This window comes from Prosthecomicrobium sp. N25, from assembly GCF_037203705.1.
In the GTDB taxonomy this organism is placed as follows: domain Bacteria; phylum Pseudomonadota; class Alphaproteobacteria; order Rhizobiales; family Ancalomicrobiaceae; genus Prosthecodimorpha.
The window spans coordinates 1,202,682-1,222,080 of record NZ_JBBCAT010000001.1; the positions used below are offsets into that span (position 1 = coordinate 1,202,682).

Annotated in this window: 17 protein-coding genes; 4 read left to right on the forward strand and 13 right to left on the reverse strand. The window is 68.9% G+C overall.

The window, feature by feature from the left end:
* Positions 1 to 3 precede the first annotated feature (3 nt).
* The 3 genes from WBG79_RS05415 to WBG79_RS05425 form a co-directional block, all read right to left on the reverse strand.
* Positions 4 to 1,194, reverse strand: a complete 1,191-nt coding sequence (locus WBG79_RS05415; protein ID WP_337356085.1) for an MFS transporter — start codon at positions 1,192 to 1,194, stop codon at positions 4 to 6.
* A 124-nt stretch (positions 1,195 to 1,318) separates the two neighbouring features.
* Entirely contained in the window at positions 1,319 to 2,635 is a 1,317-nt protein-coding gene (locus tag WBG79_RS05420; protein WP_337356086.1) for a cation:proton antiporter, read from the reverse strand.
* Between the two features lie 130 nt (positions 2,636 to 2,765).
* Positions 2,766 to 2,945, reverse strand: coding sequence for a hypothetical protein (locus WBG79_RS05425; protein ID WP_337356087.1), 180 nt, complete (start codon positions 2,943 to 2,945; stop codon positions 2,766 to 2,768).
* Positions 2,946 to 3,087: 142 nt separating this feature from the next.
* On the opposite strand from WBG79_RS05425, the gene WBG79_RS05430 reads away from it, so the two are divergent.
* Positions 3,088 to 3,711, forward strand: a complete 624-nt coding sequence (locus WBG79_RS05430; RefSeq protein ID WP_337356088.1) for a LysE family translocator — start codon at positions 3,088 to 3,090, stop codon at positions 3,709 to 3,711.
* Between the two features lie 24 nt (positions 3,712 to 3,735).
* On the opposite strand, the gene WBG79_RS05435 is transcribed toward WBG79_RS05430, so the two are convergent.
* The 3 genes from WBG79_RS05435 to WBG79_RS05445 form a co-directional block, all read right to left on the reverse strand.
* On the reverse strand, positions 3,736 to 4,662 hold the full coding sequence (locus WBG79_RS05435) for a T6SS effector amidase Tae4 family protein (protein ID WP_337356089.1): 927 nt from the start codon (positions 4,660 to 4,662) through the stop codon (positions 3,736 to 3,738).
* A gap of 132 nt (positions 4,663 to 4,794) precedes the next feature.
* Positions 4,795 to 5,553, reverse strand: a complete 759-nt coding sequence (locus tag WBG79_RS05440; RefSeq protein WP_337356090.1) for a L,D-transpeptidase — start codon at positions 5,551 to 5,553, stop codon at positions 4,795 to 4,797.
* Positions 5,554 to 5,798: 245 nt separating this feature from the next.
* Complete coding sequence (locus tag WBG79_RS05445; RefSeq protein WP_337356091.1) at positions 5,799 to 6,593, reverse strand: DUF2927 domain-containing protein; 795 nt, start codon at positions 6,591 to 6,593, stop codon at positions 5,799 to 5,801.
* 169 nt (positions 6,594 to 6,762) lie between these two features.
* Between WBG79_RS05445 and WBG79_RS05450 the strand changes: the two genes are divergently transcribed.
* The gene (locus WBG79_RS05450; protein WP_337356092.1) at positions 6,763 to 7,458 is read left to right on the forward strand and encodes a protein phosphatase CheZ; all 696 of its coding nucleotides are present in this window, start codon (positions 6,763 to 6,765) and stop codon (positions 7,456 to 7,458) included.
* Positions 7,459 to 7,549: 91 nt separating this feature from the next.
* Positions 7,550 to 8,200 carry a DNA-3-methyladenine glycosylase I gene (locus WBG79_RS05455; RefSeq protein WP_337356093.1) on the forward strand — a complete coding sequence of 217 codons (651 nt, stop codon included), beginning with the start codon at positions 7,550 to 7,552 and terminating at the stop codon, positions 8,198 to 8,200.
* A 695-nt stretch (positions 8,201 to 8,895) separates the two neighbouring features.
* Here WBG79_RS05455 and hisG read toward each other — a convergent pair.
* From hisG to WBG79_RS05475, 4 genes are all read right to left on the reverse strand, one after another.
* Complete coding sequence (gene hisG / locus WBG79_RS05460) at positions 8,896 to 9,885, reverse strand: ATP phosphoribosyltransferase (RefSeq protein ID WP_337356094.1); 990 nt, start codon at positions 9,883 to 9,885, stop codon at positions 8,896 to 8,898.
* The gene (locus WBG79_RS05465; RefSeq protein WP_337356095.1) at positions 9,882 to 11,114 is read right to left on the reverse strand and encodes an ATP phosphoribosyltransferase regulatory subunit; all 1,233 of its coding nucleotides are present in this window, start codon (positions 11,112 to 11,114) and stop codon (positions 9,882 to 9,884) included. Before WBG79_RS05465 ends, hisG begins: the two co-directional genes overlap by 4 nt.
* Positions 11,115 to 11,125: 11 nt before the next feature.
* A complete protein-coding gene (hisS, locus tag WBG79_RS05470) occupies positions 11,126 to 12,622 on the reverse strand; it encodes a histidine--tRNA ligase (RefSeq protein ID WP_337356096.1) in 1,497 nt (498 codons plus the stop codon).
* Positions 12,623 to 12,774: 152 nt separating this feature from the next.
* A complete protein-coding gene (locus tag WBG79_RS05475) occupies positions 12,775 to 13,158 on the reverse strand; it encodes a DUF427 domain-containing protein (protein WP_337356097.1) in 384 nt (127 codons plus the stop codon).
* Positions 13,159 to 13,642: 484 nt separating this feature from the next.
* On the opposite strand from WBG79_RS05475, the gene WBG79_RS05480 reads away from it, so the two are divergent.
* Positions 13,643 to 14,764 carry a glycosyltransferase family 2 protein gene (locus WBG79_RS05480; protein ID WP_337356098.1) on the forward strand — a complete coding sequence of 374 codons (1,122 nt, stop codon included), beginning with the start codon at positions 13,643 to 13,645 and terminating at the stop codon, positions 14,762 to 14,764.
* Positions 14,765 to 14,790: 26 nt separating this feature from the next.
* Here WBG79_RS05480 and WBG79_RS05485 read toward each other — a convergent pair whose 3' ends face one another.
* The 3 genes from WBG79_RS05485 to groES all read right to left on the reverse strand — a co-directional run bounded on the left by WBG79_RS05485 (position 14,791) and on the right by groES (position 19,261).
* On the reverse strand, positions 14,791 to 16,806 hold the full coding sequence (locus WBG79_RS05485) for a methyl-accepting chemotaxis protein (protein WP_337356099.1): 2,016 nt from the start codon (positions 16,804 to 16,806) through the stop codon (positions 14,791 to 14,793).
* A 423-nt stretch (positions 16,807 to 17,229) separates the two neighbouring features.
* Positions 17,230 to 18,864, reverse strand: a complete 1,635-nt coding sequence (groL, locus tag WBG79_RS05490; protein WP_337356100.1) for a chaperonin GroEL — start codon at positions 18,862 to 18,864, stop codon at positions 17,230 to 17,232.
* 100 nt (positions 18,865 to 18,964) lie between these two features.
* Positions 18,965 to 19,261, reverse strand: coding sequence for a co-chaperone GroES (gene groES, locus WBG79_RS05495; RefSeq protein WP_337356101.1), 297 nt, complete (start codon positions 19,259 to 19,261; stop codon positions 18,965 to 18,967).
* Positions 19,262 to 19,399 lie beyond the last annotated feature (138 nt).

Genomic DNA, 19,399 nt, shown 5'->3' on the forward strand with positions numbered 1-19,399 from the left:
GGGTCAGGCGCCCGGCCGCGCGTCCTTGGCGAAGAGATAGATGCCGAGCGAGGCCGCGAGCAGGAGCCCGAAGCCGCCGAACAGCGCCGCGTAGATCTCCGCCGGCGCCATGCCCTCCGCCGCCAGCGCCCCCACATAGGCGCCCGAGATCGGCTGCAGCACGCCCGCCCCGCCGATCATGCAGGTGTTCATGACGCTGAGCCCGCGCCCCAGCGCGTGTTCCGGCAGGAAGGCGCGCGCATGCGCCATCACCACGCCGTAGGTCATCCCGAAGCCGCCCATCACGCCGAACAGCAGCGCCGCCGCCACCACCCCGAGGCCCGGCCTGAGCGCGAGCGCGGCGAGCGCCGCTACCGTCGCGACGGTGCCGCCGACGATGACCCACTTGCGCGTCCCCAGCACCCGGTCGAGCGGCCCGTACACGACCGCCCCGGCGATCATGGCGATCACCATGGCCATCACCGCGTTGCCGCGGTCGACCGGCCCGAGGCCGTGCACCTCGGAGAAATAGGGGCCGATCCACAGCCCGCGGGTCGCCGCCAGGATCGGATAGGCCGTCAGGGCGATCGGCAGGATCGGCCAGAGCTGCCGGATCCCCAGGACTTCGCCCATCGCGAAGGGATTGCCCCGGGGGCCCGACGTCGTGAGGGGCGGCGGATCCCGCACGACGATCAGGACCGAGAGCGCGGACGCGACCGTCAGCGCCCCGACCGTCGCCATGCCGGCGCGCCAGCCATAGGCGGCGACCAGGCTCGCGAACGGGGTGGCGGCGAAGAGATTGCCGAGCGACCCGACGGCGACGATCAGCGACGACCAGGTCGCGAAGCCCGCCGCCGACTTGGTCCGGCCGATGATGTAGAGCGACGCCATGTAGACCGGCGCGCAACCGATGCCGATGAGGCCCATTCCGGCGATCGGCTGCCAGGGTCGCTCGGCGACGGCGAAGAGCAAGCTGCCCGCGACCGCCGAGAGCATGAGCACCGCCACCGTGATCCGCGGCCCGATCCGGTCGAGCGCGATCCCGATCGGGATCTGCGCGAGCGCGAAGGTGACGAAGAAGGCCCCCGACACGAGCCCGAGGTCGCCGGGGTCGAGCCCCACGTCGCGCGCCAACTCCGGCGCGATGACGGCCAGGAAGGCGCGGAAGAACTGGCTGAGGAGATAGGCGAGGATCAGGATGGCGAAGGTGGCCAAGGGCGGGCTCCGGTCGGGGGCTGCCCACCATAGAGGCAAAGCGCCCGATCGCTAGGCGCCCGAGTGGATATCCGCGTTGCAGCGACGCCGAAACCGGCCGCGCCGCACAGGCCGGCCCAAGTCCTCAGGCCGGCGCCGGCGACGCCCCCGCGGGCGCGCCCGCCTTGCCGCCCTCGAGCACCTTGTCGCCCACCCGAGCCATGATGAACCGGACGAGCGGCATGGTCAGCGCCGTGCTGCACAGGGCCATGAAGACCGCCGCCGAGAAGGTCGTCTGGCTGACTACCTGCTCCTTGGCGAAGATGGTCATGACCACGATCGCCATCAGACCCTTGGTCTGCAGGAGCGACCCGACCGTCAGCCCGAAGGCCCAGTTCTCGCCGACCAGCTTCGCCATCGCCATCGTGCCGAGGATGCGGCCCGAGACGCAGACCAGGATGCCCACCAGGAAGAGCGTCCACACCACCGGATCCGCGAAATTGAACGAGGTGTTGAGCCCGGTGTTCAGGAAGAAGAAGGGCATCAGCACGAGCTGCGTCGGCTGGTCGAGCTTGTGGGCCGCGAACTCGCGGATGCGATCGGGCAGGAATACGCCGGCCATGAAGGCGCCGATGACCGGATGCAGGCCGGCCACCGCCGTGATCGTGCCGGAGATGAACACCGTGATGCCGATCACGCTGAGGATCACGCGCTCGGGCGCCTCGACGGCCAGCAGGTGCTCGAAATACTTGCTCGCCCCGTAGCGCAGGAACGCATAGTTCAGCGCGGCGCCGCCGAGCGCGATCGCCACCGCCTCCTCGACCCCGGCGCCCTTGGCGAAGGGCAGGATGATGGCGATCGACGCCCAGGAGATGACGTCGCCGATGCCGGCGCTCGCCAGGCCCACCTGGCCCACCCGGTGGCGCATGAGGCCGAGTTCGCGGGTCAGGATGACGAGAATCGGCAAGGCCGGGATCGCCACCGCCAGCGCGTAGGCGGCGGCGAAGAGCAGGAGGCTCGGGTTCTTGCCCGTCGCGCAGGAAGTCTGCTCCGGCGACAGGCAGGGGTAGGCTCCGGCAATGAAATAGCCCGCGAGCGCGCCGAACGCCGCCGTAACCACCATCCCGCCGATCGAGATGGCCGCCACGCTCTTGCCCGCATGGGCGATCTGCTCCTTGTCGGCGTCGGTGCCGGCGATGAAGCCGAACAGCGTCACCGCGACCAGGGCCATGCCGGCGACACCGCCGAGCAGCTCCTTGCCGAAGATGATCTTGTAGGTGTCGGGCGCGAGCGCGCCGAAGAGGGAGGGGCCGAGCAGGACGCCGGCGAGGATCTGGATCACCGCGAGCGGCAGCACCTTGCCGACCCGGAACAGGTGCCAGAGCACGAAGGGGATCAGGACGACGAGCGCCCCCTGGGGGACGATGACGTATTTCTTGAAGTTGATCGCAAGCTCTTCCATGAAAATCCCCCGTCCCTCAACTGCCGGAAGGTCACATGCCCGCCCGGGACCGTCAACGGCCCGGCAGGCCTGCGCCCCGCAAAAACCCTCGTCCCCTCCAGCGGCCGCGGGCCGCTCCCCGGGGCGCCGCTCACCGCCTCGAGCCTGCAGGACCCGTGGCCGCGACCGTGGCCGTGGCCGGGCCCCAGGTCGTGGCGCCCTGGCCCGTCCTGCCCGCTTCCGCCGCCGCGCGCGCCTGCAGCGGCGCGGTCGTGGCCGCGTGGACCTGCGCGAGGGCGAGAAGGGCCGTGGCGGCGGCGAGACGGATCATGGCACGGGGGTCCTCGATGGCGCGCGGATCGCGGGGTCGACGCCCTGTCCGCCTTCCCTTCCGTTGATAGAGGGCCGCCGCTTGACCCCGCCTGAGGGTCGGGTTCACTCTGCGTTCATCGCGCCCATGCCGGAGCCCTGCGATGACCTTCGAGACGTGGCTGGCCTTCACGGCCGCCTCCGCAGTGCTGCTCGTCATCCCCGGCCCGACGATCCTCCTGGTCGTCTCCTACGCGCTCGGCCAGGGCCTGCGCACGGCCGCTCCCATGGCGGTCGGCGTCGCGCTCGGCGACCTCACCTCCATGACGCTCTCGATGCTCGGCCTCGGCGCCCTGCTGGCCGCCTCCGCGACGGTGTTTACGGTCGTGAAATGGGCCGGCGCCGCCTATCTGGTCTGGCTCGGGGTGAAGCTCTGGCGCGCCGGCGGACACCTCGAGGCGGCGCCCCGGACCGGCGCCGCCCCGGCCCTGCGGATGGTGGCGCACGCCTGGCTGGTCACCGCCCTCAACCCGAAGAGCATCACCTTCTTCGTCGCCTTCCTGCCCCAGTTCCTCGACCCGGCCGCCAACTTCGCGACCCAGATGCTGGTCTTCGAGGCGACCTTCGTCCTCCTGGCCTTCGCCAACGCCCTCGGCTACGCGGCCGTGGCCGGCCGGGCGCGGAACCTCGTGCGCCGCGAAGGCGTGCTCCGGACCCTGAACCGCGCCGGCGGCACCCTCCTGATCGGCGCCGGCATCGCGGCCGTGACGGTGCGCACCGGGCACTGACGTCCCGGGCCCGGCCCGGTCGGGTCAGACGAGCTTGCGGGCGAACAGCGGAGAGTACTTGTTGGAGGTTCCGTTCATTTCGGTCGTGCTGGTCCAGCCGACCCGCGTGAAGTCCTCCTCGGTCGCCGGCTCCCCGGGCTCGAGCTTGTTCCAGACGATGTGCAGGGTGATGTCCTTCATCGTGAAGGCGTAGCGGCCGCGATTGCCGGTTTCGGGCTTGGGCACCCACTTCTTGTTCGGGACATGCTTGATGTAGTTCACCTGGCCGTTCGGATGGAAGTAGTAATAGTAGTATTCCCCGTCGTAGACGGTCCACCAGCCGACCAGCCAGGCCGTCCCGACCTTGTCGTTCTCGCCGGCCTCCTCCACGGCGTCGACCACCGAATCGCCCACCTGCCAGAACCAGATCGGCCTCTGTTTCCACATCCAGAAGTGGTTCATGGCGGCCTTGCTCTTGGTGTGCTGCAGGACATGCGTCCTGTCCCAGAGCTCGATGTGCTCGTTCCCGAACAGGATCACCCCCTGCCGCCCGCGGATCGAGGCGGGAACCCGCTCGCCTCTCTCGTCGACCTTCGCCTCGGCCACGTCTTCCAGCGTGTCGGTCGGGCCGTATTTCCAGACGAGGTAGTTCCTGAATTCCTTGACGGTCAGGATGTAGTAGAGCCCTGGCGTCCTGAGGGCCGTGTTGTCTCGATCGACGGTCCCTTGCGACGGGATGCGGTGATTGGTGCTGTTGAAGGAGGCACTCACCTGCATGCAGCAGGTCGTACTGTGGCCGCCTCCCGGGAGAGGAGGCAGGTTCTGCGCCTTGCGCTCCTTGTTTTCTTCGTTGATCTTGTCCTCGCGCTTGTTCTGTTCCGTGACCCAGTCTTTGATCTGTCCTTCGTCCGTGTGGTAGACGTAGCCCTTGACCATCGCGGAGAAGTCGAGCGGGATCCGTGCGAATGCCATGGCGGCCTCCGGGCGGCGGGCCACGCAGGCCGCCGCGGGCGCGCCGGGCGGGGACGCGGCTGCGCCCGAGCACGATAGGCCCGGGCGGCCGGGGCCGTCCAGGCTGGACGTGGGGAGTGAAGCGGCCCGGCGTCACATGACGATGACCCGGGTTCCCACCTTCACGCGCTCGTAGAGGTCGACCACGTCCTCGTTGCGCATCCGGATGCAGCCCGACGACACGGCCTGCCCGATCGTCCAGGGCTCGTTGGAGCCGTGGATCCGGTAGAGGCTCGAGCCGAGATACATGGCGCGGGCGCCGAGCGGATTGCGCGGGCCGCCCTCCATGAAGCGCGGCAGCTGCGGCTGTCGGGCCAGCATCTCCGCCGGCGGCCGCCAGGCCGGCCATTCCGCCTTGCGGGTGATGCGATGCTCGCCCGCCCACTCGAAGCCGGGACGCCCGACGCCGACGCCGTAGCGCCGCGCCTTGCCGCCCTCCTCGACCAGGTACAGGTGGCGGGTGTTGGTGTCGATCACGACCGTGCCAGCCCTGTAGGGGCCGCGGTAGTCCACCACGGTCGGCAGGAACTCGGACTTGATGCCGCGCGCCGGCACCTGGGCGGTGCGCTCGCGCGAGCCGTCGCTGTCCGGGTTGAGCGCCACCGGCCCGAGGCGTGCCGGCGCGACCGCCACCGGAACCATCGCCGGCCGTTCCGGCATGGCAACCGCGGCCGGCATCGGCCCGGCGACGTCCCGGTAGCTCGGCCGGAGCTGGACCACCCAGGGTTCCGTCAGGTTGGGCGAGAGGACGATGGGCGGCCGCGGTGTGTAGCGCGACTGGGCAAGGGCGTCGGGGGTCGACGTCGCGAGCGCGACGACCCCGGCGAGAAGCGGGAGAAGGACACGTGTCATGACGTACTCGGCACCAGGTTCGTCATTGGCAGACCCGGACAGGCGGCGACTGGACCGCGGGACCGGCGCATCGCGAGGCTGGCGGAGGGCCGGATCGGCCGCGCGAACCGCCATGCGTTGCTCCCGGGGAGTCTGCGGCCGATCTCCAACCGAATGGTGAACGCCCGTATGGTGAATCGACCCTGCCGCGCGCTAACGCTTCGGTATGGTTAAGGAAGTGTTCCCCACGGGAGCCCCGTGACGCCTCAGCGCGGCCCCGCCGCGCCCGCGCGGGACAGGACGGCCGGCAGCCGCCGCCGCACGTCGCGGATCACCTCGGGCAGGACCGCCTCCGCCTGGCGCCGCGTCATTCCGGGTCGGATGCGCGGGTCGTACAGCATGTTGACGATGTACCAGTCGAAGACCGTGAAGCGGTCCACCGGGCTGTAGTCGTTGAAGATCGAATCGGCCAGCGTCCGGTCGTCGTTGACCGGCCCGAGGCTCTGGACCGTCTCCTCGACCAGGCAGTGCCGGAAGCGCGACTCGCCCTCGTCCGCGACGACATAGATGAAGGCGCGCGAGAGCCGGTAGGCCTTGGGCCCGCCGGTCACCGCCGAACAGTCGTTCGATTCCAGGAAGCGCGTGTCCTGGCCTTTCGGCAGGGTCTGGCGGATCGTCGCCCGGTAGTCGCGGCGGTCCACCAGGAAGATGACCGCGTTCGCCTTGGTGGCGTCGTTCGTGACCGCGATCCGCAGGTTCTCGACGCTCCGCCCGAGCGTCGCCACGAAGTCTTCCACCTGCCGGGAGCGGTCGAGCTTCGACAGGTTGACGATCGCGACCGTCATGCCGGCGCGGTCCCACTTCTTGACCCGATATGCCTCCTGCTTCGGTCCGCGCCCGAAGGCCTCGACCCCGAAGACGGTTCGCACGAACCCGTCGATCAACACAGCGTCGCTGTAGTCCGGTGCGGACTCGGCACCCGCCGCCGCGAGGGAGAGCGCCGTGGCCCCGAGAGCCGCCGCGACGAACCGGACCGCTGGTCTCAACAACCCGAATGCCACGCGACCTCCCCGGCCCCCGCCCGGACACGCTCCGCCGCCGATACCGTCGTCCAAGCCTTCGACAATCCCCGTCGATCGGCGAAACTGCGGAGCTGCGGAAGGAAATCCTTAAGCGTAACGAGCCTACTCTGTTTGCTGACCCGGCGCGAGTATCGAGGGCATTGAATACATGGCGAGGAAGCTGTTCCGTATCGAGGCTCTCCAGAACGGAGAGGGCGCCTCCGACGCCCCGATGGATCGCTCTCGCGAGATCCTGGCCGAGTTGAAGGCGATCCGCGCCCTCGTCCAGCCCCATCAGGAGCTGAGCGAGAAGGGTTTCGAGGCCATGCGCCGCGACTACCAGGAGGCGCTCAAGATCAAGACCGAGCTCGACGGCATGTACGAGGCGATTCACCGCACCAAGCGGGAGATCGCGACGCTGCATGTCTCCGGCTGCAACGGCCATGAGCTGAGCCGCGTGACGGACGAGCTCGACGCCGTGGTGTTCGGCACCGAGAACGCGACCGAGCAGATCCTGTCGGCCGCGGAATCGATCGACAACCAGGCCGCCCGCCTGGCTTCGACCCTGACGGGTTCGGCCGCCGACTCGGTGTCCGACATCCAGGAGCAGGTGGTCCAGATCTTCGAAGCCTGCAACTTCCAGGACCTGACCGGCCAGCGCATCACCAAGGTGGTCAACACGCTCCGCTTCGTCGAGGAGCGCATCATCAAGATGATGGAGATCTGGGGCGGCATCGAGTCCTTCAAGGATATCGAGGTGGAGCTGGAGCATCGCATGGGCGACCAGGCTCTCCTGAACGGCCCGGCGCTGCATGCCGATGTGAACATCGCCTCCCAGGACGACATCGACGCGCTCTTCGCCTGAGCCCTTGCGCTCCTGACGGATCCTGACAGCATCCCGTGCCATTCGCGTCGGACGGCGCGGGGCGCCGCATCGCTGTCGGGGAGTGGGCCGCATGATCGCCGAGGAACTGCCGGACGGTGTGCTGCGCGGCGACGATGGCCGCTGCCGCTGCTGGTGGCAGGCGGGCGCGGACCCGCTCTACCGCGACTACCACGACCGCGAATGGGGCCGCCCGGTCATGGACGACCGCCGCCTGTTCGAGAAGATTGTGCTGGAAGGCTTCCAGTCCGGGCTCGCGTGGATCACCATCCTGCGCAAGCGGGAGAATTTTCGGCGCGCTTTCGCGGAATTCGACCCGGCCGCTGTCGCCCGCTTCGGTCCGGCCGACGTCGAACGCCTGCTCGCGGACCCGGGCATCGTCCGCCATCGCGGAAAAATCGAATCGGCGGTCAACAACGCCCGCCGCGCCCTCGAGCTCCAGGCCGAGTGCGGGTCCCTCGCCGCCTTTTTTTGGCGCTGGCGACCCTCTCCCGAGGATCGGCCCGCGGTGATCGACAAGGCGACCCTCGTCGCCAACCCGACCACGCCCGCATCCGTGGCCCTTTCGCGAGATTTGAAGAAGCGCGGCTGGTCCTTTGTCGGACCGACCACCGTCTATGCCTTCATGCAGGCCATGGGCCTCGTCAACGATCACCTGGAGGGCTGCGATTTTCGCCAAGTCACCGAGATAGAACGATCCCTTATTACCGGTGATCTATTATAATCATCGATAGAACTATTCCGTGTGATCCGGCGTGCATGCCCTAGCGTAAACAACCACGGAGCAGGCAAGGGGGCAGAACCCGATCTCTGCCGCCTTGTTCCTGCTCCGGTCGGTGTTCAGCGTTCTCGCTCGCTGCGTGTTTGCCCGGGTCTCCCCCGACGCTGGCCAAACACGCTGCGGTACCCCCCGTACGTCATCGATCTTTCTTGGGAGGCCATCTGCCCGGTGGCCTCCCATTTTTTTCTTCCCCAACGACGATCTGTTCTGCTTCTGCGCGAATAGATCGTGTCTTCTGCGTTGATCACGCATTCGCCGGCCCGACCTCAGAGGAGGCGAGGCATCGCGTGTGTCGAAGCCCGGACCTTTCGGCTCGAACTTCGGCACTTCGCGGACGACGGAAGCGATCCGCCACGCTGTTCCGTGTGTCGTGGGACCCGACAACCGTCAGGTCGAAGGATCGAACACCCCTGATCCTGAAAAGACCCTACCAGAAACCTCGGAACCTTACTTTAGGGAAACTAGACGATACCGGACGACGATTACCCCTATTTTTGACGCTAAGGGAAACCGCTTAGGTGCCCGCCCGCCGGGCCCGCCGAGGGGCCGCAAGGCGCTGTTCAGGGTGCTGAGGGATCGGCCGGATCGGCGCCAGAAAGGGGGCAGGGCGACGCGGGCCGGACCGCCGTGCCGGCGCTTCAGGGGTGGCCGGCCGAGGCCGTGCCGAGCCTTGCCACGAGGCCGTCCGCCAGTGGGTTGGCGGCATCGAACACGTAGTCGAGCGCCGCTACCGTCACCCGGTCCGCCCCGGACGCGCGCAGGAAGGCGGCGACCGCCGCCACCCTGCCGGGCGCGACATGGAGGGTGAGGACCTCGCCGCCGGTCCCGAACGGTGCCGTGGCGGCGAAGCGCCGGGCCGCCTCGGCCGCCGCGGCCGCCGGTTCGGGAACCCGGGCTCGGACCTCGCGCAGGCTGCGGGCCGCCGCTTCGGCGGCGATCCGGTCCAGGATCGCCGCCGCCTGTTCCCGGGCACGCTCCGACCACCCGGCGGTCAGGGAGGCGACCAGGTGGGCCTGGCTGCGCAGGATGACACCGTCGGTGACGACCTTGAGATTGTTGGCCGAGAGCGTCGAACCGGTCGTGGTGATGTCGACGATCGCCTCGGCGGCGCCGGACGCGGGCGCGCCCTCGGTCGCCCCCAAGCTCTCCACGATCCTGTAGGCCGCGATGCCCTGCTGGCCGAAGAAGCGCCGGGTCAGATTGACATACTTGGTGGCGACCCGCAGGTGATGCCCGTGGCGCTGCCGGAAATCCGCCGCCACGTCGGCGAGGTCGGCCATCTGCTGCACGTCGATCCAGGCCATCGGAACGGCCACGACCACGTCCGCGAAGCCGAAGCCGAGCTCGGTGACGAGGTGGACCTTGTCGGCCCAGGACGGGATCGTCTCCTGCACCAGGTCGAGCCCGGTCACCCCGAAATGCACGTTGCCGGCCGCCAGTTCCCGGGTGATCTCCGAGGCCGACAGGAATGCGACTTCGACCCCCTCGACCCCGCCGAGCCGTCCACGGTAGTTGCGGGCCCCGCCCGGCTGCAGCAGCGCCATGCCGGATCGCCGGAAGAACTCGACCGCGTTCTCCTGTAGCCGGCCCTTGGACGGCACGCCGATGACGAGGTCGGACTCGCTCACGCCCGGTCCTCCAGGAGATCCTCGAGCGCGAGCCGATCGAGCCACATGGAGAAGCCGACCGCCGGCACGGGCCCCTTCGCGCCCAGCCGCTCCAGGAGCCCGTCGTACCGCCCCCCGCCCGCGACCGGCTTGCCGTCCGTGCGGTCAGGGTCGCGGATCTCGAAGACGAACCCCGTGTAGTAGTCGAGGTTGCGCCCGAAGGCGGCCGAGAAGGTCAGGCCGCCCGTCGGCACCCCGAGTGCGTCCATGATCTCGAGCCGGCTCCGGAAGCCGGCGATCGCCTCCCCGATATCGACCCGCATCTCGCGCTGGAATCGCTCGGCCGCCGCCATGGCGTCGGCGGGCGTGCCCTCGATGGCGAGGAACCGGCGGATCGTATCGGCCTTCTCGCGCGTCAGCCCGCCCTCGGCCTTGAGGGCCGCCTGCTGGAGGAAGCGCTCCGCGATCTCGTGCGCGGTCCGCCCCCCGACCGCGGTGATGCCCGCGATGGCCAGGAGATCCTCCACGACCGCCCGCGCCGCCTCCGGATTGGTGCCCGCGATGGCGCCCAGGAAGCCGGCATGTCCGACGAGGTCTGCGCCGGCGCCGGAGACGAGCGTCTCCATGCCGGCCTCCAGCCGCGCCCGGTCGCCGTAGAGCGCACGCAGTCGACGCCGCACGGCCGGCGGCAGCTCCAGCGCGTCGAGGAGCGCGCTGAAGAGCCCCTCGTCGCCGATCAGCACGTCCGGGTCGACGACACCGAACAGCTCGACGGAGTCGAGCGCCAGTCGAAGCGTCTCAGCGTCGGCGGTCGCCCGGTCCTGTTCGCCGAGACGCTCGATGCCCGCCTGCTGGAACTCGCCGAGTTCGCCCGTCCGCTGCCGGAAGACCGGGCCCACATAGGCGAAGATCTCCTTGCGGCCGGCCGGCCCGAGCGCCAGGTAGTCGCGGCAGACCGGGATGGTGAACTCGGGCCGCAGGCAGAGCTCCTCGCCGTCCCCGCCCGTGGTCACGAACAGGCGCCGGCGGATGTCCTCTCCGGCCGTGTCGAGGAAGAGGTCGGCCGGCTGCAGGATGGCCGGCTGGGCGATGGTCGCGCCGGTCTCGACGAAGAGATCGATCAGGTCCGAGACCGGATCGATGTCCGGTATCGCGTCCGGGTCTTCCCATTCGTCCATGGGTGCACCCACCAGCTCCTCGAACATGCGCTCGATGTCGCCGGGTTGGGGCTTCTTGGGGAGCTTCGCCATCGCGTCTGCCCTCAAGCCCTGTGCCTGGCCAGGATGTCGGCGACCGCCGCCACGAGGCCGTCCTCCGCCACGGTGACCTGCGCCGGCCGGCTCTCCCGCCATTCCTTATTGTCGGCGATCGCCCCGGACAGGCGCTTGCCCTCGATCAGGTCCTTGATCTGCACGACCCTCTGGTCGCGCTCGTTCGACCCCTGGATCACCACGCAGGGCGCGTCCCGCCGGTCGGCGTACTTCATCTGCGCCTTCATGCCCGAGCCGCCGAGATAGAGCTCCGCCCGGATCCCGGCCTGACGGAGCCGCGCCACCATGGCCTGGTAGCGGGCGGTCTCGGCCTTGTCCATGACCAGCACGACGACCGGCCCGAGCCCCTCGGCGCCGCCCGCCAGCCCGCGCGTCTTCAGGGCGGCCATGAGGCGGGAAACGCCGATCGAGAAGCCGGTCGCCGGCACCGCCTCGCCGAGGAAGCGCGACACGAGCCCGTCGTAGCGCCCGCCGCCGGCGACGGACCCGAAGCGGACGCGGTCGCCGTCCTCGTTGACCACCTCGAAGGTGAGCTCGGTCTCGTATACCGGCCCGGTGTAGTATTCGAGGCCGCGAACCACCGACGGATCGATCCGAACCCGGCCGTCGCCATAGCCGGCGGCCGCCGCGAGGCGACCGATCTCGGCCAGCTCGGCGACGCCTTCGCTGCCGCGCGCGCTCGACGTCACGAGCCGCTCCAGGTTGGCGAGGGTCTCCTCCGCGGTCGCCGCTCCCGCCCCCACGAAGGCGAGCACCGTCCCGATCGCCTCCGGCGCCAGCCTGGCGCCCGGCGTGAAATCGCCCGACTCGTCCCGGCGGCCGTCCCCGAGCAGGAGCCGGACGCCCTCGGCGCCGAGCCGGTCCAGCTTGTCGATCGCGCGCAGCACGGTCAGACGCCGGTGCGCATCCGCCTCGCCGGCGAGCCCGATCACCTCCAGGACGCCGTCGAGGACCTTGCGGTTGTTGACCTTCACAACATAGTCGCCGCGCGCGATCCCGAGCCGCTCCATGGTGTCGGCGGCCATCATGCAGATCTCCGCGTCGGCCGCGACCGAAGCCGCCCCGACCGTATCCGCGTCGAACTGCATGAACTGGCGGAAACGTCCCGGTCCCGGCTTCTCGTTCCGGAACACCCACCCGGCGCGGTAGCTGCGGTACGGCTTCGGCAGGGTCGCGTAGGTCTCCGCCACGTAGCGGGCGAGCGGCGCGGTCAGGTCGTAGCGCAGGCTCAGCCACTGCTCGTCGTCGTCCTGGAACGAGAAGACGCCCTCGTTCGGCCGGTCCTGGTCCGGCAGGAACTTACCGAGCGCGTCGGTATATTCGACGAGCGGCGTCTCGACGGGCTCGAAGCCGTAGAGTTCATAGGTTTCGCGGATCTTGGCCAGCATGGCCTCGGCGAGGCGGATGTCCTCCGCCGTGCGGTCCGCGAAGCCGCGGGGAAGGCGGGCCTTCAGCCGGTCGCCGGTCGGCTTGTCGCCGGATGCCATGATCGATCAGTCCCGTCGCAGCTCTGGGGCGGTCCGTCCCTCCGATGATCGGCGGATCCGCCGGCCCCGGGGTGCCGGGGGCCGACGCGTTGGTAGACCAAGCGGACGCGCGCGGCAAGGCGGACGGCCGCGCGCGACGGGCCGGCAACCGATCAGGCGGCTCGGCTCAGGACCGTGATGTCGACCTGCGCGGGATCGAAGGCGACGTGGCCCAGGATTTCCGCCACCTCCGGGCCGGGGCAGGGGACCGTCCAGGCCACGTCCGGATACTGCTCTTCACCGACCCGCACGTCCAGTGTGAACCCGACCCCGATCCCTTCCATCAGCAGCGCTCGGCGCCCGGGCGCCACTCCGGCGATGTGCAGGTCGTCGGCCGGGATGAAGATGTCGGCCCCGCCCAGCCCGTCCGTCATCACCAAGGCCTGGTCGCTGGTGGCAATGATCCTGTCGCCCAGTCGCGCCAGCACCCGTCCGCCCGCCGCCTTCAATCCACAGCCCGGCCCGGGCTCGGGCCCGGCGCTCGCAAGGTTTTTCATCAGTTCTGCCCCGATCTCGAGTGCCGAAGTCGTTTCGGCCTCGCTGTTTGTATATTCATCATCGAACCATCGCGTGAAATAGGCGTTAAATCCAAGAACGGCTTTGAATACGATGATACGAAGAGACTAGAAAGTCAACATTGCGAAGATAGACCACTCTGTGGTCTGTAATCACGCAATTCGTGAGCGAAAAACTCTACGTAAACACCCCAAGAGTGGTTGCCCTGGGCCCGAAGGCGGATCGTCGAAGCGTCGCTGCCCGGACCGGCGCCGTGGCGCGGAACCGCCCGGCGCCCCGGCTCGCTGAAACCGATCCGGCGAGGCGCCCTTGACGAACCGCCTCGAACGGGAGTTATCAATGCGCCCGCGTCCGCTGCGGACCTTCGGTTCGCGGCGGTCGTGCCTCAACTCGGCCATGGTGCACCTTTCAAGTCGGCTCCCGACCGAGCGGACAGGACCGGCCCGGTCGTACCGGTAGGATTGCATGGAGCCTCGAATTCAGGTCGTCCCGGCCGTCCCTCTCGCCCCCGAACTGACCATCGTGGTCCCGACCTACAACGAGCGGGACAACGTTCCGGTCCTGATCGAGCGCATCGCGTCCGTCCTCGACGGCGTCGCCTGGGAGGTGATGGTCGTCGACGACGACAGCCCCGACGGCACCGCCTCGGTCGTGAAGGCGATCGCGGCGCAGAATCCGCGCGTGCGCTGCATCCGCCGCGTCGGCCGCCGCGGACTGTCCGGCGCCTGCATCGAGGGGATGCTGGCGAGCGCCGCGCCCGTCGTGGCCGTCATGGATGCCGACCTGCAGCACGACGAGGCGCTGCTCCCCCGCATGGTCGAGGAGATCCGCAAGGGCGCGGACCTGGTGGTCGGCAGCCGCTACGTCGGCGGCGGCTCGACCGGCGAGGGCTTCTCCTCAATTCGCCAGTGGGGCAGCGAGACCGCCACGGCCCTGGCCAAGAAGATGCTCGGCGTGGACCTGACCGATCCCATGAGCGGCTTCTTCATGATCCGCCGCGAGAAGGTCGAGGCGGTCGCCGGCGAGCTCTCGCGCGAGGGCTTCAAGATCCTGCTCGACATCGTCTCGGCCGTCGAGGAGCCCCTCGCCACCGTCGAACTGCCCTTCACGTTCCGCGGCCGCAATGCCGGCGAGAGCAAGCTCGACAGCCTCGTCACCGCCGAATACCTGGGCCTGCTCTTCTCCAAGCTGTCCGGCGGCGTCCTGCCGGTCCGCTTCCTGATGTTCGCGACGGTCGGCGCGAGCGGCGTGGTCGCCCACCTGCTCGCCCTCTACTTCGCCCTCGACGTGCTCGGCTATAGTTTCGAGTGGAGCCAGTTCTTCGCCGTCATGGCCGCCATGACGTGGAACTTCGTGCTCAACAACCAGCTCACCTACCGGGACCGCCGGTTGACCGGCCTCGCCTTCTTCTCGGGCCTGATCACCTTCTATCTCGTCTGCAGCTTCGGCACGATCGCCAATGTCGGCGTGGCGAGTTGGATCCACGGCTTCCATCCGGTGCCGTGGATCGCGGGCCTGACCGGCGCCGTCATGGGCGCCGTCTTCAACTATGCGGCGAGCTCGGTGCTCACCTGGCGGAGCAAGTAGCGCCGGCCGTCCGGGATCTCCCCCGATCAGGCGTTACGGTCGGACATCCGTCGCTCGATGCTCTGCCGGGCCTGCTCGACGATGGTCGGGATCGACGACCGGATGCGGGTCGTCGCCTCGGTCATGTGGTCGGCGAGCCCGCCCACCTCGACCGCCATCCCGGTCGACCGTGCCGCCAGCCCGGAGATCGCGCCGACCCGCGTGTCCAGTTCCCCGGTAGCGCGCTGGGCTTCCCCGATGATCCGCTGGAACTCGCCGGTCATCGCCCTTTGCCGGCCCATCGCGTCCCCGATGGTCGTCGTGGTCGACGCGAGCGAGCCGATGGTCGCCCCGAAGGCCCCGATCACCTCGACCGCCTTTCCGGTCCTCGCCTGGATCTCCTGCACCTTCGCGGAGATGTCGGTCGTCGTCTTGCCGGTCTCCCCGGCGAGCGCCTTGACCTCGGAGGCCACGATGGCGAAGCCGCGTCCGGCCTCGCCGGCGCGTGCCGCCTCGATGGTGGCGTTGAGGGCGAGCAGGTTGGTCTGCGCCGCGATGCCCGCGATGGCGTCCACGAAGCCGCCGATCTCCTCCGCCGCCCGCGCGAGGGCGCCCACCCCCGCCGCGGCCGCCTCGGCCTGGGCCACGGCCGACCGCATCACCTCGGCCGAGCCCGAGACGAGCCGGTCCACCTCCCCGATCGCCTGCACCATGCCGCTCGAGACCGAGCCGGCCTGCTCCGCCATGGCGCGCGCCACCTGCGCGTGGCCTCCCGCCTCCCGGGTGGCCGCCTCGACGGCGCTCAAGGCCGCCCGCATCTCGTCCGACTTCGACCGCGCGAGGTCCGCCGAGGCCACGATGCTGTCGAGCCCGGTCGATGTCTCCGCCTCCACCTTGCCGGCCATCTGCTTCAGGGTGTGCCGGTTCGCATCCTCGGTGCGTCGCGTGGTCTCGATCAGGTCGCGCTCGCGCATCGCCGCGACGCCGTCCCGCAGGTAGATGACCGAGCGCGCGATGGCGCCGATCTCGTTGGGCAGGTCGGTATGAGGCACCGGGATCGTCAGTTCCCCGCGCCGCATGCGGTCGAGCGCCGTCACGAGCCCGGCGATCGGATGCGTGATCGATCGCGTGACCGCCGCCACCAGCATCGCCGCCAGCGCGAGGAAGACCCCGATCAGGGCGAGGCTCCGGACCAGCCGGCTCTCGAAGCCGTCGATGCGCGCGAGGAGCAGCCGGTCGAGTTCCCCCGCCGCCCCGGTCCAGAAAGCATCGAGCGCCGACTGCATGGCGTGCAGCGGCTCGACCACGCGGCCGAGGCCCGACGCGTCGCTCTCGACGACGGCCGCGCGGACGACCGGCCGCATCGCGTCGAGCAGCCGGCGGCTCGCCGCCTCGAGAGCTTCCCCCGGCGCCTGCAGGGCACGCCGCACCGAACCGTCCCGGCTTTCCCGCATGGCGGCGTCGAGCGACGATTCCAGCCCCGCCTGCGCCGCCTCGTATTCGCCGAGCTTGCCGACGAGTTGCAGGACGTCGTCAAACCCGACCCGCGACTTCCCGTTCACGGCGACCAGCGCCTCGTGAAGATCGCTTCCCGCGACCGCCAGCTGTGCCGCCTTCACGACGACGAGGTCCATCACGTAGAAGGAGTCGAGATCGGGATCGAGGATCAGGTTGGACTCGTCCCCCACCTTGCCGATGAACGCCTTGCCGGCGGCGAGGGCCGCGGTCCGCCGGTCGGCCCGGAACCCGTCGAGTTCCGCAGCGTAGGCCCGGGAGAGCTCCGACGACTTGAACAGAACGTCGTTGGCCGGTGCCTGCGCCTTCCAGGCCGCGGTCGCGGCCGCGAGGGCCGTCCTGTCGATGGCACCGTTGCGCGCAAGCTGCGTCACCCCGGCCCAGATCGGCCTGAGATAGGCCGTACCCTGCACCTCCTTGCTGGCGAAGGCGATGTCCTTCCAGGATTGCACGACGAAGAGAGCCGTCGGCAGGGCAATGGGAATTGCGAGCGCCAGGCATATGGCCAGTAGTCGCGGCAGAATGCCGATCTTTGAAATCCATGACATCGAAGTCGTCCCCTCATGACATCGATGAGGAAGTTTTGATCTGTAGGATGTGAATGAAATGATAAGGTTAGAATTATATCAGATGCTTATCTGAATTACGAAATTACCGCGACATACACTATCGTAGAACTGACAAGAGTCGGCAGCGGACAGGCGCCATGGCGCGCGACACGGCCCTTCGGTTTCACCACGCCGTGCCGAACGAAAAAAGGGGAGCGGTCGCCCGCTCCCCGTGTTCTCCGTTCGATGGCCATGCCGCCGCCTGTCGCGACAGCGCAAGCGTTGTCGCGACGACGTGTGAGCGGAGGCGGCGGCCCCGAACCCTAGATCAGAAGTCCATGCCGCCCATGCCGCCGCCTGTCGCGACAGCGCAAGCGTTGTCGCGACGACGTGTGAGCGGAGGCGGCGGCCCCGGACCCTAAATCAGAAGTCCATGCCGCCCATGCCGCCGCCGCCGGCCGGCATCGCCGGCTTGTCCTTCGGCAGCTCGGCGACCATCGCCTCGGTGGTGATCAGCAGGCCGGCGACCGACGAAGCGTCCTGCAGGGCCGTGCGCACGACCTTGGTCGGGTCGATGATGCCGGCCTCGACCATGTTCACGTAGGTCTCGGTCTGGGCGTCGAAGCCGGAGTTGTCGTCCTTCGACTCCAAGAGCTTGCCGACCACGATCGAGCCTTCAACGCCGGCGTTTTCGGCGATCTGGCGGATCGGCGACTCGAGCGCCTTCATCACGATGTTGATGCCGGCCTGGACGTCGGCGACTTCGGACTTCAGCTTCGAGACGGCCTTCTTGGCGCGCAGCAGGGCGACGCCGCCGCCCGGAACGATGCCTTCCTCGACCGCGGCGCGTGTGGCGTTCAGGGCGTCGTCGACGCGATCCTTGCGCTCCTTGACCTCGATCTCGGTCGCGCCGCCGACGCGGATGACCGCGACGCCGCCGGCGAGCTTGGCCAGACGCTCCTGCAGCTTCTCACGGTCGTAGTCCGAGGTGGTCTCCTCGATCTGCGCCTTGATCTGCGAAACGCGGGCTTCGATTTCCTTCTTCTTGCCCGAGCCGTCGACGATCGTGGTGTTCTCCTTGGCGATCGTGACCTTCTTGGCCCGGCCGAGGAAATCCACGGTGACGTTCTCGAGCTTGATGCCGAGGTCTTCGGAGATGACCTGGCCTGCGGTCAGGATCGCGATGTCCTCGAGCATCGCCTTGCGGCGATCGCCGAAGCCCGGCGCCTTGACGGCCGCGACCTTGAGGCCGCCGCGCAGTTTGTTGACGACGAGGGTGGCGAGCGCCTCGCCCTCGATGTCCTCGGCGATGATCAGCAGCGGCTTGCCCGACTGCACGACCGACTCCAGGATCGGCAGCATCGCCTGCAGCGACGACAGCTTCTTCTCGTGGATGAGGATGTAGGGATCCTCGAGCTCGGCGATCATCTTGTCGGCGTTGGTGATGAAGTAGGGCGAGAGGTAGCCGCGGTCGAACTGCATGCCTTCGACGACGTCGAGCTCGGTCTCGAGGCTCTTGGCCTCCTCGACCGTGATCACGCCCTCGTTGCCGACCTTCTGCATCGCCTCGGCGATCATGGCGCCGATCGACTTCTCGCCGTTCGCCGAGATCGTACCGACCTGGGACACTTCGGCCGAGGTCTTGATCTTCTTGGAGCGCTTCTGCAGGTCCTTGATGGCCTCGGCCACGGCGAGATCGACGCCGCGCTTCAGGTCCATCGGGTTCATGCCGGCGGCGACCGCCTTGGCGCCTTCCTTGACGATGGCCTGGGCGAGCACGGTCGCGGTCGTGGTGCCGTCGCCGGCGAGGTCGTTCGTCTTCGAGGCCACTTCGCGCACCATCTGGGCGCCCATGTTCTCGAACTTGTCCTCGAGCTCGATCTCCTTGGCGACGGTGACGCCGTCCTTGGTGATGCGCGGGGCGCCGAACGACTTCTCGATCACGACGTTGCGGCCCTTCGGGCCGAGCGTCACCTTGACGGCGTTGGCGAGGATGTCGACGCCGCGCAGCATCCGGTCGCGGGCGTCGCCGCCGAATTTAACGTCCTTGGCAGCCATGTTCTTGTCTCCAGTCTGTTCGGGAAACCGGCCGGGCGCTCGACAGCGAGTCCGAGGCGGCCGGAGAAGGGGGGAGGGGGAACGTCCGGATCCGGTTGGATCAGCCGACGATGCCCATGATGTCGCTCTCCTTCATGATGAGGAGATCCTGGCCGTCGAGCTTGACCTCGGTGCCCGACCACTTGCCGAACAGCACCTTGTCGCCGACCTTGACGTCGAGCGGGACGAGCTTGCCGCTCTCGTCGCGCGCGCCAGGTCCGACGGCGATGATCTCGCCCTCCTGCGGCTTCTCCTTGGCGGTGTCCGGGATGATGATCCCGCCCGCGGTCTTCTGCTCGGCTTCGAGGCGCTTCACGACCACGCGGTCGTGCAGGGGGCGGAAGGAGGTCTTGGCCATGGGAAGAGAACCCTCGAGGTTGAAACTCAGACTGGCGCGGGATCGGCGGACCGCCCCGGCGCCCGGCGCTTGGCACTCGTCGGACGGGAGTGCTAGCAGCCGATGCGGAGATAGGCGCGCGCTTCCGCGCTGTCAAGG